The following is a 14,641-nucleotide window of genomic DNA, read 5'->3' as shown; positions in this document are numbered from 1 at the left end:
CCTTCATCATCACGAGTTCGCGGCAAGTTCCGAATAGGGGTTGTTGTCTCTGCGTTACCTGACTTCTTCTGGCACGCTCACCACTGTGTCGTCGCCTGCAGCCCACAGCAGGTTTCTTGCGTGCGCGTCCCTGTGCGTGTACGCGCGCATTCCCGAGGCGACTCAGAGGCCGGTGACAGCCGCAATTCCAGCCGGAGGCAGATTATCCTGGCCAGCAAGGCGTGCGCTTGGGAGGTCTACCTACCGTCCTCCCCGAATCGATCGAGTTCGCCGCCGCTTCACTTGGATAGATCGGCCTCTAGCGTGCTGAATCGGTGGGTTCGGGGCGGCCCGCCCGGATGTAGTCCCACACAGCTCGCCCGGTTCTGTTCGTGCTTGGAGGTAAGGTCGTGATTCTTGGGGCAAGCGGGAGCCACTTGCGGTCGACAGCCTCCTCGTAGTAACTCCACGGTACTGGCGCACGTCGATCGGCTTCGCGGACCAAGAATCCCAACAGCGCGAAGTACCACATGCCGAGAACGCCACGGTGGTCCGGTTCGAGGGCGACAAGGCCTTCTGCGGGCCGGATCATGCCGCGCGATAGAACTGCGACCGAATGCAGGTGTGCCACGTGTACAGACTGGTCGGACGCGACTCTCCGGAGCCTAAGGAGTTCGTCTACCGACCAGTCGCTTGTCAGGTCCGAGTCGAGCGCCAGGCATGTGGCCAGAACCCGCGGTTTGGCTGCGGCCGAGTCTCCGCGTCGGACCCAACCCCAGCTCGATCCCCACGGTTGGAGTTGATAAAGCTTCTGAGCTCCTACGAGCGCCTTCCGAGATTCTTCCTTCGTAAGTGTCGTTTTGACCTCGATGGCAGCGAGTAGCGCTTCTGCCGGCAGTAAGACCGAACCGCCTGTATCGGCATTCAACGGGACGTTCATGTGTTGATCAAAAATGACCACGTCAACCTGGCCAGTGCGCTTCCCCCCGATGTCGATGACCTCGCCGCGCGCGACCCCGAAACGAGTCGGTAGGCGCCTTCGCAGGAAATCGATGAGCGCGTCCTCACGGCTGGTGCCCACCGTTGGTCGATGGTCGAAGGCGCCAGCCGCCTTGAAGTCCGCCCAGAGCCGTTCCTCAGCCGTCTTTAGGAGGTAAGAGACAGGTTGACTCACACTCGGACTCTAACGACGAAAAGCTCAACTGACGAGGACCACAAGCCATGAAGAACGAGGTCGACAGAGGCTCACTCGATTGAGGCCGGAGCCGGGAACGACTTGCTCCAGCTCAATACAGGCGGCATACGGATGGTCCGAGCCTAAATCGCGTGCCCGGTCTCCCGAGATAGACCTTTCGCGAATGGATGTCGGCGTGTCGGCGCCTGCGGTTCGAGAGGAGACTCATCAAGCTCGCTTCGCCGCGAAGCACATTGACGCACCTGTCCCACCGGCGTAGACCTAAACCAGCCCGAGAAGGAGGTGCCGTCATGGCGAAGGATCTCTTGGTCACCCTCGAGGATCAGCCCGGCGAGGGGGCACGACTCGGCGAGGCGCTCGGCAACGCGGGCGTCAACATCGAGGGCCTCTGCGCGCTCATGGAGGGCGGGCGGGGCGCCGTCCACATCCTCGTCGAAGACGTCGCGGGCGCCAGGGCGGCGCTCGAGAAGGCCGGCATCGCGATCGATGCCGAGACCGACGTCATCGTCAGTCCGGCGCTGCCCGAGCCCGAGCTGGACACGCCTGGCGTGTTCGGTGGGATGGCTCGCGCCCTAGCCGAGGCGGGCATCAACATCTCGCTCGTCTACGTGGCATCCCGAAACCGCGTCGTGCTCGCGACGAGCGACAACCAGAAGGCCACGCAGCTGCTGCAGTCGATGATGTAGCGACGACTAGCTGTAGGAGGCCAGGACGTTGTTGACGCGCAGGTGTGTCGCGGATGCTGGCGGTAGCCCGTTGTGCGCACCGTGGGGGCGGTGGTAGTTGTAGTGGGCGTTCCACGCCATGACGGCGTTGAATCGTTCTTGCTCTGAGCGCCACGCCTGGGCATAAAGCAATTCCTCACCGAGGATGCGGTTGTAGCGCTCGACCTTGCCATTGTGCTTGGGGGTATAGGGCTTGGTTCGCCGGTGTTGACTTTCCCGCATGGCTTCGGCGAACGCGTGAGACCTATAGCAAGCTCCGTTGTCAGTGACGATTCGTTCGATCTTCACGATGCCGTGCGCAGCGAACCAGGCGCGGGCTCGGTTCAGGAACGCGACAGCAGTTGTGGCCCTCTCGTCAGGGAGTGCTTCGGTGTAGGCCAGGCGGGTGTGCCCGTCGATCGCGGAGTGCAGGTAGGTATAGCCAGTGCGTGCACCCTTCTTGGCACGATCGACCGCCTTCGCTTCCGGGCTACCTCGTCCGTGAGCGCGCCAGCCTCCGCCGTCGGGGATTCGGCCGACCTTCTTCACGTCGATATGGACCATGTGACCGGGATGTCGTGCCACGATCTTCTGCGGTTCACGGTTGCTCTCTCCGCTCGGGTCAATAAAGCGTCGACGATTCAGTCCGAGTTGCCCGAGGAGGCGCGTCACGGTGCGCCGGCTGATGTGGATCTGTTCTCGTTGGAGTTCGAAAGCGATTCGAGATGCCGACCACTTGTCTTCACGGCGCATTCTTTCGATCCGAGTCACCACGTCGCCTCTAGTCGCAGTGGGCTTCCGGTCGGGAGCGGATGACCGGTCGAGAAGTCCGACCGCGCCGAACTGCCGGTATCGATTAACCCACTTGGACGCGGTTGCCCGCGAGATCCCCATCTCGCGGGCAACGTGAGCGATCGGGCGACATCGGCAGCGTTCGACAAGCCGATGGCGTCCCTCAACTGTCAGTGGAGCGTTCGCGTGGGTGCTCGACTTGCGGCTCCGCGGAACCGGCGCTCTCTCAGTCAACGGCTGAGCCGAGATGCCGGGCGAAGAAGCGGGCGGCATCCTCGCCCGCGAATTGCGGGACGCCTGTGTGGCCGCCCATGTTGGCGTAGAGCGTCTTCTCGGTAGATGCGAAGGCGTCGAAGAGATCGAGAGCCATTCCCCGGTCATTCCCCTCGTCATCCCACTGGAGGAGAACGTGCAGCGGAATGGTGACCTGGCGCGCCTCTTCCATCGTTACGCCTGGCACGTAACTACCAGCGAAAAGTCCGGCTGCCGCGATTCGTGAGTCGATGGCGGCGAGGCGTGTGCCCATCGCTATGACTCCGCCCGAGAATCCGACCTTCTCGCCGATCTCAGGGCGGTCGAGGACCTCGTCGAGAGTGATCTGCCACTCTGGCACCGCCTGATCGACGAGCGGAAGGATCAGCCGGTCGATAACGTCCGCTCCGGGCCGGTCGCCAGCGGAGATTGCACGGATAAGGTCCGCTCGAGCCTGCTCCACGCCGGGTAGCGGGGTGCGTTTGCCCGCCCCAGGCATCTCTATGGAGACCGCAGCGAAGCCTTGCGCAGCGGCGCTGAGTGCCCGTGTAACCAGACGGGGATACATCCGTCGGATTCCAAACCCGCCAGGCTGGCCCATCAGGATGAGTGGAACAGGCGTGGACGAGGAAGCGACTGCCGGCGTCCACAAAATGCCGGAAAAATCACCGAGAGTGAACTCACGCTCGGTGATGCCCTCGTTGAGAATTTGTTGAGAAGTGAAGTGCATGGTCGTGCCTTTCGGGAATGCAGCAAATATGCGGCGCTCCCAGACGACCTATCGCCCGACCGTGACTCCCCAGAGGAGCACCAACGTCAATTCGTTCACGGGTACCACCTCCTCAAATCCTGCACGGAAGCCACAGCGTATCAGCGTCCAGCTGAGCTCGCGAGAGCGCATAGGTCAGACGTCAACAACCTCATGGCCAACAACAACTAGCCGCCTCAAGATCAGTCGCGAACGCCGCGGCGATCGGGATCGTACGCCCTGGTCTCGAACTCGCTGGGCGGGGGCAGCTGCGTCATGCTGTCGCCCTCGTACCAGAAGCACTCCATACCGGCGAGCACCTCCTGGCCAGCGTTGGTGAGACGTGTGAAGAGAATGACCTCCCCGGTCCGTCACGGTGGATCGCCTCGGTGATGATCCGCATCCCGGGTCGGACAGCGGGGAGCACGAAGTCGACCGAGGCGCACCCACAGGCGCAGGTACCACTAACCTGAGCGACGGCCGCCTGCCGGCGGAGTTCGTCTGCGCCTGGGAACTCAGGCTCGACGAGCGCGTCGAGGAAGGCCCGCTCACGGCTGGTCAGCGAGCGCGGAATCGGAATCGCCACATCTCCCATCTTGCAGCCTCATGAGGCCCTTCGGGCTGACTGCGCTCAAGCTGCCGCACTACGCATTGATCCCGCCTCCTGAGTCGGCGACGCCACCGAAGCCACCGGCGAACTGACGTTCCCTTCGATCCGCATCGGCCCGCGCTCACGGCGTTCGGTCGCGAGCGGAGGCACCGGCTCCCGAGTTGCTTCCTGCGCGACGCCGGTGGTCGACTCGGCGAGCCGCTCGGCCACGAGCGTCCACATCGAGAGCCTCCGCCCCCTCGCCCCCCGGCCCATGCCGGCACATCGTGACAGGTCATGCGGGCTCGTCGCCCTGATTCGTACTCCCCGCGAACTGGGGAGTACGCCGTGAGAACGGCGTCGATAGGCTCACGTGAAGCCGACGTCTCCGCTTCGACTGACCCGGACCCTTCGCTTGAAGCGACGGTGGCGATGCTCGCTGCCGTCATCGTCGACGATTGAATGGAGAAGCGCCCTGTGTTCGTGATCGAACCGGATCCCGAGCGGCCTCGGAAACGCCGTGTCGTCGATCGAGAACGAGATGCCGCGCTCGTACCCCTCGGCATGCGCGCGTACGAAGCGATCCGGCTGATGAAGCTCGTGTGGGGCGAGCGGGTGATCCCGTTCGAATACGAGCTCGAGCCCGTCGCCGCCGAAGCCGGCAAGCGCTTCGTCGGTCGCGTCTCTGGCTTCGGCACGAGCCCGATCGCCGCTGAGCAGGCCGGCACCTCCCGATACCGCTTCGCCAATGATGAGGAACGACGCGCTGCCGAGCAACTCGTGGCCGAGGCGCTGCTCGTCTACGGGGACTTCTACGACGGCCTGGACCACCCCGACGGAGTCTTCACCGTCGAGGTGCCGACGGAGGCGTACGGAACCTTCGCCTACACCCTTTCTTCCTTCGGTTACGTGACCAACGCGACTTCGCCCGGCACCACGGCTGGGAGCACCCGATGAGCGGCGAAGTATGCGATCATCGCCGACTCGCCTCCGAAGCGGGCGGATGCCGCTCCTGACCAGCCTCGGAGTCCGAGTGACGCTCGCACCCGGCAATCGGGGTGCAACGCCGAATGATGGATGCCACGGCGCGCGACTTCTCCTCCACAGGGCCACGTGTACGTCGATTATCCACAGGCAGAATCCCAGATCATCACTGATTTCCAGCGATCTCGAATGTCAGTGGGTGGGTACAGGATTGAACCATGGAAGAGACCTCGCCACCCGGGCACACCGCACCCGCGGCGCAGGCTGCGCTGCACGCGCTGGCCGCCCTCGAGCGCGAGGTGGCGAGTCTCCGTGAGGCGTGGACCGGTGCGATGCCGGCGTGGGGCGCGAGCTTCGGCTCGACGCAGTTCGACCTCGAGCAGATGAGCGACCCAGGTCTCATCCGGGTCACCGACGCCCTCGCGAAGACGCGGCGCGACATCGACGCCGTGCTCGCCCGGGTCGCCGCCGAGGTCGCGCGCCGCTCCGGGCCCGAGTTCGGCGAGACCGGGCTCGCGAAGGCGCAGGGGTTCCACAATCCGACCCGGCTCATCGCGGCATCCACCGGGGCATCGCGCACCGACGCGCAGCGGTTGATCGCGGTGGGCACCGCCACCGCCGAGCGGCACACCTTCAGCGGCGAGCGGGCGCCCTCGAGGCATCCGCACGTGGCGGCTGCGCTCGCGACGGCGGCGATCGGTCTCGACGCGGCATCCGCGATCACCTCGATGCTCGACCGGGCGTGGGCGAGGGCCGACGCCTCTCGAATCGATGTCGTCGAAGCGGCGCTCGTCGAGCTGGCGGCGCAGGTTCCGCTCGAGACCCTCCTGCGCGGAGTCCGCGAGGCTGAGGCGAGGCTCGACCCCGACGGCGTCGAACCCCGCGACGACGAACTCCGCACCGAGCGCTCGTTGACGATGCGCGAAGACCGCCACGGCATGGTGCACCTGCAGGCCCGGCTCGACCCAGAGAGCGCCGCGCCGGTCAAGGCCGCGATCGAGGCGCTCGTGAGCGATGCGCTGCGCCGACGTCGGCCGGTCGACGGCGACCACGCGCCCGTCGTCGACGACGACCGCTCGATCCCGCAGATCCAGGCCGACGCACTCGCCGCGCTCGCGCGCCACACACTCGGCTGCACCCAGACCCTCACGCCCCTCGCGAAGACCACGGTCGTCGTGCGCGTCGACCTCGACACGCTCGTGAGCGGCCTCGGGCACGCCAACATCGACGGGCTCGACCAGCCCGTCCCGGCGTCGACCGTGCGCCGCATGGCCGCCGACGCCGAGGTCATCCCCGCTGTGCTCGGCGGCGAGAGCCTCCCGCTCGACCTCGGTAGGGCGGCCCGGCTCTTCACCAAGGCGCAGCGCCTCGCCCTCGGCGAGCGCGACGGCGGCTGCGCCTCGTGCGGCCAGAACATCTCCTACGTCGAGGCCCATCACATCCGCTGGTGGGAGCGAGATGCCGGCCCGACCGACCTCTCGAACGGGGTGATGCTCTGCAGCTTCTGCCACCACCGCGTGCACCGCGACGGGTGGAGGATCGACGCGGGCCCGAGCGAGGTGTGGTTCATTCCGCCACCGCACATCGACCCCGATCAACTGCCGCGGCTCGGCGGGCGGGCGCGATTCGAGCTGCGCGACGGTCGGGCGGCCTGACCGCGCGCGGTGCGGTTCGTGGCGCCCGCCTCGCGCGGCGCATGGGTTGCCGCCCGCCCAGCGCCACCGGGCAGGGCCTGACCGCACGCTGCTCGGCTCGTGCGCCCCCAGTCTGAACGACGCGTCGGCGGAACCCGGCCCGGCGCCACCCGGGCGGACGCCAACGCTCGCCCACCGCACAGGAGTCCCTCCTAGGCTGAGAGCGTGCCCCGACTCCACGCAGAACCCGACCGCTCCAAGTGGGTGCCCGTCACCGACTCCCTCGGATTCCGTGGCCGTCGCGCCCGCAAGCAGGCGATCGGCATGCTGCTGTCGCAGGCGAAGGGCCCGGGCGCCGAGCCCACGAAGCGCGGCGGCGGCTTCAGCGCCTGGGCGATGAGTCAGGCCGTGCCGTTCCTGATGCGCAAGGCGGCGGGGCGGGTGCTCGTCTGGGTCTGGAAGGCCGAGCCCGACCTGCTCGTGGTGATGGCCCAGGTTCAGGCGGCGACCCCCGAGATCCGCATCGCGCGAGCCTCGATGCCGATCGAGTACGACGACACCGAGGAGTTCCGCGGCACCTACCTCGGCCTGGGCGAGAAGCTCGCCATGCCGCTTCCGCCGGGCGGTCGCCCGCCGTTCGCCACGTACACCTGGGATCTCGGCACGCACCTCGTGACCGTCACCGCCGTGTGCAGCGACCGCGAACGGTTCGGCACCGTCATCGGTGCGGTCGATGACCTCGCACGCGACATCCGCATCGTCGACGACCTCACCGTCGGCGAATCGGCGCCGGTGCTGCGCATCGACCCGGCCTGAATCGCAAGCCGCATCCGCACCGGTTACGGCGTCGGGTTCGAGCGCTCCACGACGACGTCGCGTTGCGGGCCGTACTCGAGCGGCGATGCCACGAACGCGATCACCGCGACGAGCGAAAGGGCCGAGACAGCGACGCAGACGCGTGACATGACGACCGAGGTGCATTCGCCTGCGACGCGGCGCACGGCGACGAAGATGCTCCAGCCGATGAGTGCGCCGGCGGTGTTGACGATGAGGTCGGTGGTGTCGAAGCTGCCCGTCGAGATGACGTGCTGCACCGTCTCGAGCACGAGGCTCGTGGCAAGCGCGGCGAGGCCGGTCTTCCACCACTTCCAGGCCGGCGCGAGGGCTCCGGCGAACAGCCCGAACGGCACGAAGAGCACGAGGTTGATCAGCAGCTCAGCCGGTTTGCTCGCCCCGTCGTCTCCGGCCGGTACGAACGGCACCAGCTTGATCGGCCGGGCGAGGCCTGCGGCTTCGCCGATCCACGGCACGTCGAGCTTCCACAGCACCACCCATGCGAGGAGCGCGAGGTACACCGCGAACGCGACGATGAGGATGCCGCGGCCTCGGTTCGTTCGCGGCTGGTTCGAAGAGGTCACAGGGCATTCTCTCGCTGCGAGCCTCGGGAACCGCCGAGCCCGGCGGTCGCAACCTCGCGCACCGCATCCAGCACCACTTGCAGCGCCGGCGAGTCCGCCTGGCTCCGCCGATGCACCGCCGACACCCCGCGCGTCGACGCCGGGCGAACCGTCGGAATCGCCACGAGATCCGGGTGCAGAGCCGGTCGTCCCATCCGCGGCACGAGCGCGACCCCGAGCCCGGCCCGCACGAGCTCGAGATGGTTCTCGAACTCCATCGACTCGTGCACGACCCGCGGCGCGTTCGAGACGCCGTCGAAGAGGCGCCTCAGCCACTGCCGGCAGATGGTCGAGTCGAACGTCGCGATCCATTCCTCGTCGGCGAGATCGGCCGGCGTCAGTTCAGTGACCCCGGCGAGCGCAAGCTTGTGGTCGCGCCGCAGGATCACGTCCGCGACATCCGTGAACAGGGGTGTCTCTACGAGGTGATCGGGCATCGCGAGCGCGACCCCGCCCCACCGGTGCACGATGCCGAGGTCGCGCTGGCCCGACGCGACGAGCGCGATGGTCTCCCACGGCTCGCTCTCGCGCATCGGCACCCGCAGGTCGGGGTGCTCCGCCCGCAGCCGCGGCAGCACGTCGACGAGGATGCCTCGCACGGCGGTGGAGAACGCACCGATGCGCACCTCGCCCGTGACTCGGCGGGGCGCACCGTCGGCAGCACTCACCCCGCCGGCCAGGTGCAGGTCGGCCTCGAGGCGCTCGAGGTCGGCGAGCACGGTCGCCGACGACGTGACGAGGTGGCGCCCGGCGTCGGTGAGCACGACGCCGCGGCCGGCCCGCTCGAGCAGGGCGACGCGGGTGCCGCGCTCGAGGCGCTTGATCTGCTGCGACACGGCCGACGGCGTGAAGCCGAGCGCGTCGGCCGCGGCGGCGACGCTTCCGTTGGTGGCCACGGCGCGCAGCGCGACCACGGCTTCGAGATCGATCATGTACGGATGCTACCGAATCAAGCGCAGAAATGATCGCTGGTGTTTCCGGATGCCTCGGCGCGAAGCTGGTTCCATGACGAGACGCGACATGCTGCTGGCCGCCCTGGTGGCGACGATGTGGGGCTTCAACTTCGTCGTGATCGACTGGGGCATGGCCGGCATCCCGCCGCTGTTCTTCGTCGCCGTGCGCTTCGCGGTCGTCGCCCTCGCCGTGGTCGTCGTGCCCCGCCCGCTCGCGAGCTGGAAGACCGTCGTCGGCGTCGGCCTCTTCATGAGCCTCGGCCAGTTCGCCCTGCTCTACACGTCGATCGCGCTCGGGCTGCAGCCCGGCATCGCGGCGCTGCTGCTGCAGGCGCAGGTCGTGCTGACGATCGTGGTGGCGGCGCTCGCCCTGCGCGAGCGCCCGAGCCGCATGCAGACGATCGGCGTGCTCGTCGGCACCGTCGGGCTCGGCGTCGTGGCGCTCGGTCGCGGCGGCGATGCGCCGGCGATCGCGGTCGTGCTGTGCCTGCTCGCCGCGCTGTCGTGGGCGATCGGCAACGTCATCTCACGCAAGGCCGGCCCGGTCGCGCCCGCGAAGCGCTTCGGCGCGCTGTCGCTGACGGTGTGGTCGTCGCTCGTCGTTCCGCTGCCGGCGCTCGGCCTGTCGGCGCTCATCGAGGGGCCCGATGCGATCGCGGCGGGCATCGCGGCGTTCGGCTGGCGGCCCGTCGTGTCGACGCTCTACACGGCCGGGCTCTGCACCCTCGTCGGCTACGCGATCTTCAACGCGCTGCTCGCGCGCAACCGCTCGGCGTCGGTGGTGCCGTGGGTGCTGCTCGCGCCCGTCGTGGCGATGGCGTCGGCGGCGCTGCTGCTGGGGCAGATCCCGAACGTGTGGGAGACCGTCGGCGGGCTCGTGCTCGTCGCCGGGGTGATCATCGCGAATGCGCCGGTGCGGCGGCGCGCAGAGCGGGCGCTTGCCGCGCCCGAACCGGTCGCAGCATCCTCGTCGTCAGCCGTCGGAGGGCACGCGCACTAGGTTCTCGCGAGCCGAAGCCCCTTCTCGGTGAAGTAGCTCACTTCGCCATCGGCATCCTCGATCCCGAAGACGAACTTTCCCGAGGCGGTCGCGCGCACATCGACGACTTGGCCGCGTCCGCGCGGCGTGACCACCTCGGCTCCCGGTGTGAAGATCGTTTCGCTCATGCGCCCGATCATGCTGGCACGCCGCGGGGGCCGGCCTCCCCCGTGCGGCGGATCATCTCGCTCGACGATGACGTAGATCGCCGCTCGCGCGGTTGGTCTCGATACGCGCTCCGCGCTACTCGACCGACCAAGTGCTCCTCACAACCACCCGCGGTCGCGGGCGATCGTGAGCGCCTCGATGCGGTTGCGGGCGTCGAGCTTGCCGATCGCGTTCGAGAGGTAGTTGCGCACGGTGCTCGTCGACAGGAAGAACCGTTCGGCGATGTCGTGGATCGTCGCCCCATCGGCCGAGGCCCGCAGCACCTCGGCCTCGCGCGCGGTCAGCGGGTTGTCGCGCACGCCGAGCGCCTCGGCGGCCAGCTTCGAGTCCACGACCCGCTCCCCCGCTCGCACCCGCCGGATCGCCGCGGCGAGCTGCTCGACGGGGTCGTCCTTCACGAGGAATCCGTTCGCCCCCGCAGCGAGCGCCCGCGCGAGGTAGCCGGGCCGGCCGAACGTCGTCACCACGACGACGAGGCAGCCGGGCACCGCCGACCGCAGCGGCCCGATCACGTCGAGGCCGCTCGCGCCCGGCAGCTCGATGTCGAGCAGCACGACGTCGGGATGCAGGCGCTCGGCGGCGGCCACCACCTCGTCGCCGCGCTCGACCGCGCCGACGACCGTGAGGTCGGGCTCGAGCTCGAGCAGGGTCGCGAGCGCCGATCGCATCATGCGCTGGTCCTCGGCGATGAGGATGGTCGTCGCCCCGCTCACCGTCCCGCCTCCCCGGGAAGGGGCACGACAGCAGTGACACGGAACCACGGCGAGACCTCGACCGCGAACTCGCCACCGGCGGCCTCGACGCGCTCGCGGAGTCCGCGCAGCCCGTTGCCGGGCACGAAGGTCGATCCTGCCGCGTCCGTCGACGACACCGCGCGAACAGCCCGCCCGGGCCCGTCGTCCGAGACCTCGACGATCGCGCGGCCGTCGACCACCGAGACCGCGATCACGCACTCGCGCGCCACCGAGTGGCGCAGCACGTTCGTCGCACCCTCGCGCACGACCCACCCGAGCACGGCATCGACCGTGACCGGCAGCGGCCGGTCGGGCAGGGTCACGGATGTCGCGACCCCGGCCTGCTCGAGCGTGCGACGCGCGTTCGCCACCTCGTCGCCGAGGCTCGCCGACCGCGAACCGGCCACCACCGAACGCACTTCGCCGAGCGCCTCGCGCGCGATCTGCTCGACGTCCGAGATGTGCTCGGCCGCGGCATCCGGATCCGGGGTCATCAGGCGGCGCGCCGCCTCGGCCTTCACCGCGATCACCGACAGCGAGTGCCCCAGCAGGTCGTGCAGGTCGCGCGAGAACCGCAGCCGCTCCTCGCCGACGGCCGCGACGGCGAGCCGCTCGCGGGTGCGATCGAGCTCGTGGGCCAGCGCCACGTAGTACTGCACGAGGTAGTTGCCCGCACCGCCCGCGAACGCGGCGAACCCGACGAGCACGGCCGCCTCGAGCGACCACGACTCGAACCCCACGGCGAGCGCACCCGTCACCGCGATCGAACCGACCACGCCCATCGCCCACCGCCGGCGGACGGCGAGCGAGGCGGCCACCGCGAGCAGGGGGAACAGCAGCGCCTGACCGCCCTGCTGGAGGAAGAAGTAGCCGGCGCAGAGCAGCAGCAGGGCGACGAAGGCGAGCTCCGTCGCGGCACTCGGGCGACGGCCCGCCCCGAACGGGCGGGAGACCGCCAATCCGAATGCGACGCCGATGAGCACGACGTACGCGACGCGCGCCGCATCGCCGGCGACGATCGCCGAGACGAACGGGGCGACCAGCAGCAGCGGCGCCGCGATCAGCGCGAGCCACGCGGCCGGGCGGTAGGCGAGCCACGCCGCGGTCCGCGGGGTCGGCTGCGGTTCATCGATCGTCGTCATCACGTCACGCATCCCGGTTCGACTCCGAATGGGGCTCGGTCCGTCAGCCAATCTACTCAGAGCTCCGTCGCGGTCGGGCGGCGCCGGGCGGCGATCGGCAGTCCGACCATGAGCGTCGCACCCGTGACGAGGTGCATCGCGATGAGCGCGACGATCACCGCCCCAGACCCGCCCGCCCCGATCGGGCCGAGCAGCGAGAGGGCGAGCATCGTCCACCCGACGATGCCGAAGATGCGGGCGCTGAGCCGGGTGAATCGCTCGAGCAGCGCGAGGAACCCCCACGCGGCGAGACCCGCGAAGAGGCCCGCGACGACGATCGACACCGGGGTGATCGTCTGCGCGGTCGTCCCCGAACCGGCGACGAGGTCGAGTCCGGCGAGCGGTACCGCGAAGACCCAGACGATGAGCGGCAGGACGATCGCGACGGCGACGGTCGCCGCCCGTGCGAGCCGGCGGCGGGATGGCGGGGCGTCGACACCGATGCGGTCGGCGACGGCGTTCGGCTGGACTGCTGGTGCGGTCGTGTTCATGCCTTCGACGCTACGAATCGGCGTCGGGCCTCGGCAGAGACGAATGTCACGACTGTGCGTGCGCTGCGGGCGGCTCGCTCGCTCAACCGCCCCGAACGCGACGGGCGCCCACGCTCCGAATTCGCAGGGAGCGCTAGGGCTTCGGCCGAGTCGAGCGTAAATTGCGTTATATCGCGTTTGCGATGCGGTGAGGATGCCGCCTCGCAACTGGACGAAGGCGGGGGCCATGAACCTGAATCTCGAACGGCGCGGCACCGCGCCCGACCGCCACGACCATGCCGACGGGGGGTGGTGATCGTGGAGGTCCTCCTCGGCATCTTCATCGCGTTCCTGATCTTCGTCGCGGTCGCGATCACGACGGTCGCGCTCGTCGTGCGAGCCGTCTACCGGCGCATCCGCCGCAACAGGGCGGTCGCCGCCACAGCGCTGCGCACCCGTGCCGGCTTCAGCCACGGCCCGCGCCGCAAGGTGCTCGCCCTGCGCGTGCGACTCGGCGACACCCTCGACAGCGGACAGGCCGCGATCGACCTCGCCGCGCAGAGCGGCGGCGGGCACGGCGAACTGCCGCGGCTCTTCCGCCGCATCAAGACCGAGGGCGAGGCGCTCGGCCTGCAGCTGCGACTGCTCGAGAGCGAGACCGACCAGGCCGTGCTCGCCGCCGAGCTTCCGCTCGCCGCCGATCGTGTCGACCAGGTCGCGGGGCTCGTGCGCCGGCTGCGCTCGGCCGTCGCATCCGGTCTCTCCGGCTCCACCGACGACACGCTGAGCGCCCTGCGCGCCGACATGGAACGCGAGGTCGCCGCCCTCGCCGTCGGCGTCGACGAGCTGCAGCGGCTCAACCGTCGCGAAGAACGCGTCGCCCCGACCCGGCCGCCGGGTCACCCCCAGAGCACGCCCGCACGCCGACCACGTCAGACGTTCGACCTGAAGGAGACCCGACCATGAGCGACAACACCTCGCGCGTCCGCACCATCTTCCGCAGCAAGACCAAGAAGGCCCTCGACAAGATCGAGGACCCGCGTGAGACCCTCGACGACAGCTACGAGCAGCAGGTGAAGCTGCTGCAGCAGGTGCGTCAGGCGGTCGCCGACGTGGCGACGGCGAAGAAGCGCATCGACCTGCAGGGGCAGGAGATGGGCGCCCGCTTCCAGCGGCTCGGCGAGCAGGCCCGCGAGGCCATGGCACAGGGGCGCGAAGACCTCGCCCGGGCGGCCCTCGAGCGCCGTGCGCTGCTCGAGTCGCAGGTCTCGAAGCTGCAGGACCAGTACTCCGCGCTGCAGCAGCAGACCGCGCAGTTGCAGCAACGCGAGCGCCAGCTCTCCGAGCAGGTCGCCGCGTTCCGCGTCGAGAAGGAGACCATCAAGGCCACCTACACCGCCTCCGAGGCGCAGGTGAAGGCGAACGAGGCGGTCGCCGGCATCGGCGCGAGCATCAACGACGTCGGCGCCAGCCTCGACCGGGCGAAGGATCGGGTCGCGCAGATGCAGGCGCGCGCCGCCGCCACCGACGAGTTGCTCGCCAGCGGGGCGCTCAAAGACCTCACCGCCGCCCCCGACGCCGACATCGAGCGGCAGCTCGCGACGCTCTCGGCGAAGGCCGAGGTCGACCGTCAACTGCAGGCGATGAAGGATGGCTCGGGCGCGACCTCCTCGCAGCAGCATCGCGAAGGCCCCGACGGGTGGCTGGGCATCGGGCAGGGGTCGAGCACCAATTGAGGTAGCGAGGCGGCGCCTGCCGCTGC

The 14,641-nt window shown here is 69.0% G+C and carries 17 protein-coding genes; 7 read left to right on the top strand and 10 right to left on the bottom strand.

Annotation, left to right across the window (positions count from 1 at the left end):
* Positions 1 to 298: 298 nt before the first annotated feature.
* Positions 299 to 1,153 carry a DUF6602 domain-containing protein gene (locus PX701_RS18555; protein ID WP_420831074.1) on the bottom strand — a complete coding sequence of 285 codons (855 nt, stop codon included), beginning with the start codon at positions 1,151 to 1,153 and terminating at the stop codon, positions 299 to 301.
* Positions 1,154 to 1,464: 311 nt separating this feature from the next.
* Between PX701_RS18555 and PX701_RS11720 the strand changes: the two genes are divergently transcribed.
* Complete coding sequence (locus PX701_RS11720) at positions 1,465 to 1,860, top strand: hypothetical protein (protein WP_275506373.1); 396 nt, start codon at positions 1,465 to 1,467, stop codon at positions 1,858 to 1,860.
* A 6-nt stretch (positions 1,861 to 1,866) separates the two neighbouring features.
* On the opposite strand, the gene PX701_RS11715 is transcribed toward PX701_RS11720, so the two are convergent.
* The 3 genes from PX701_RS11715 to PX701_RS11705 all read right to left on the bottom strand — a co-directional run bounded on the left by PX701_RS11715 (position 1,867) and on the right by PX701_RS11705 (position 4,502).
* Positions 1,867 to 2,904 carry an IS481 family transposase gene (locus tag PX701_RS11715; protein WP_275506372.1) on the bottom strand — a complete coding sequence of 346 codons (1,038 nt, stop codon included), beginning with the start codon at positions 2,902 to 2,904 and terminating at the stop codon, positions 1,867 to 1,869.
* A complete protein-coding gene (locus PX701_RS11710) occupies positions 2,897 to 3,652 on the bottom strand; it encodes a dienelactone hydrolase family protein (RefSeq protein ID WP_231430149.1) in 756 nt (251 codons plus the stop codon). The genes PX701_RS11715 and PX701_RS11710 overlap by 8 nt, the downstream gene beginning before the upstream one ends.
* A 649-nt stretch (positions 3,653 to 4,301) precedes the next feature.
* Complete coding sequence (locus tag PX701_RS11705; RefSeq protein WP_275506371.1) at positions 4,302 to 4,502, bottom strand: hypothetical protein; 201 nt, start codon at positions 4,500 to 4,502, stop codon at positions 4,302 to 4,304.
* Positions 4,503 to 4,736: 234 nt separating this feature from the next.
* On the opposite strand from PX701_RS11705, the gene PX701_RS11700 reads away from it, so the two are divergent.
* The 3 genes from PX701_RS11700 to PX701_RS11690 all read left to right on the top strand — a co-directional run bounded on the left by PX701_RS11700 (position 4,737) and on the right by PX701_RS11690 (position 7,693).
* Positions 4,737 to 5,216: a hypothetical protein gene (locus PX701_RS11700; RefSeq protein WP_275506370.1), complete on the top strand. Its 480-nt coding sequence runs from the start codon at positions 4,737 to 4,739 to the stop codon at positions 5,214 to 5,216.
* A 245-nt stretch (positions 5,217 to 5,461) separates the two neighbouring features.
* Positions 5,462 to 6,898: an HNH endonuclease signature motif containing protein gene (locus PX701_RS11695; RefSeq protein ID WP_275506369.1), complete on the top strand. Its 1,437-nt coding sequence runs from the start codon at positions 5,462 to 5,464 to the stop codon at positions 6,896 to 6,898.
* Between the two features lie 204 nt (positions 6,899 to 7,102).
* Complete coding sequence (locus PX701_RS11690; RefSeq protein WP_275506368.1) at positions 7,103 to 7,693, top strand: hypothetical protein; 591 nt, start codon at positions 7,103 to 7,105, stop codon at positions 7,691 to 7,693.
* A gap of 23 nt (positions 7,694 to 7,716) precedes the next feature.
* Here the strand turns inward: PX701_RS11690 and PX701_RS11685 are convergent, their stop codons facing one another.
* Together PX701_RS11685 and PX701_RS11680 are read right to left on the bottom strand one after the other, a co-directional pair.
* On the bottom strand, positions 7,717 to 8,295 hold the full coding sequence (locus tag PX701_RS11685; protein WP_275506367.1) for a VanZ family protein: 579 nt from the start codon (positions 8,293 to 8,295) through the stop codon (positions 7,717 to 7,719).
* On the bottom strand, positions 8,292 to 9,266 hold the full coding sequence (locus tag PX701_RS11680) for a LysR family transcriptional regulator (protein WP_275506366.1): 975 nt from the start codon (positions 9,264 to 9,266) through the stop codon (positions 8,292 to 8,294). The genes PX701_RS11685 and PX701_RS11680 overlap by 4 nt, the downstream gene beginning before the upstream one ends.
* Positions 9,267 to 9,339: 73 nt before the next feature.
* Here PX701_RS11680 and PX701_RS11675 point away from each other — a divergent pair, with 73 nt between their 5' ends.
* The gene (locus PX701_RS11675) at positions 9,340 to 10,287 is read left to right on the top strand and encodes an EamA family transporter (protein ID WP_275506365.1); all 948 of its coding nucleotides are present in this window, start codon (positions 9,340 to 9,342) and stop codon (positions 10,285 to 10,287) included.
* On the opposite strand, the gene PX701_RS11670 is transcribed toward PX701_RS11675, so the two are convergent.
* From PX701_RS11670 to PX701_RS11655, 4 genes are all read right to left on the bottom strand, one after another.
* Positions 10,284 to 10,454, bottom strand: a complete 171-nt coding sequence (locus PX701_RS11670) for a hypothetical protein (RefSeq protein ID WP_275506364.1) — start codon at positions 10,452 to 10,454, stop codon at positions 10,284 to 10,286. The two genes, PX701_RS11675 and PX701_RS11670, sit on opposite strands and share 4 nt — an antisense overlap.
* A 138-nt stretch (positions 10,455 to 10,592) precedes the next feature.
* A complete protein-coding gene (locus PX701_RS11665) occupies positions 10,593 to 11,207 on the bottom strand; it encodes a response regulator transcription factor (protein WP_275506363.1) in 615 nt (204 codons plus the stop codon).
* A complete protein-coding gene (locus tag PX701_RS11660) occupies positions 11,204 to 12,370 on the bottom strand; it encodes a sensor histidine kinase (RefSeq protein ID WP_275506362.1) in 1,167 nt (388 codons plus the stop codon). Before PX701_RS11660 ends, PX701_RS11665 begins: the two co-directional genes overlap by 4 nt.
* Positions 12,371 to 12,426: 56 nt before the next feature.
* Complete coding sequence (locus tag PX701_RS11655; protein WP_275506361.1) at positions 12,427 to 12,900, bottom strand: DUF6069 family protein; 474 nt, start codon at positions 12,898 to 12,900, stop codon at positions 12,427 to 12,429.
* A gap of 297 nt (positions 12,901 to 13,197) precedes the next feature.
* On the opposite strand from PX701_RS11655, the gene PX701_RS11650 reads away from it, so the two are divergent.
* A complete protein-coding gene (locus PX701_RS11650; RefSeq protein WP_275506360.1) occupies positions 13,198 to 13,845 on the top strand; it encodes a hypothetical protein in 648 nt (215 codons plus the stop codon).
* Positions 13,842 to 14,615, top strand: coding sequence for a PspA/IM30 family protein (locus tag PX701_RS11645; protein WP_231431925.1), 774 nt, complete (start codon positions 13,842 to 13,844; stop codon positions 14,613 to 14,615). The genes PX701_RS11650 and PX701_RS11645 overlap by 4 nt, the downstream gene beginning before the upstream one ends.
* Positions 14,616 to 14,641 lie beyond the last annotated feature (26 nt).

This window comes from Agromyces chromiiresistens, from assembly GCF_029167465.1.
In the GTDB taxonomy this organism is placed as follows: domain Bacteria; phylum Actinomycetota; class Actinomycetes; order Actinomycetales; family Microbacteriaceae; genus Agromyces; species Agromyces chromiiresistens.
This window is presented reverse-complemented; position numbering and strand designations above follow the sequence as displayed.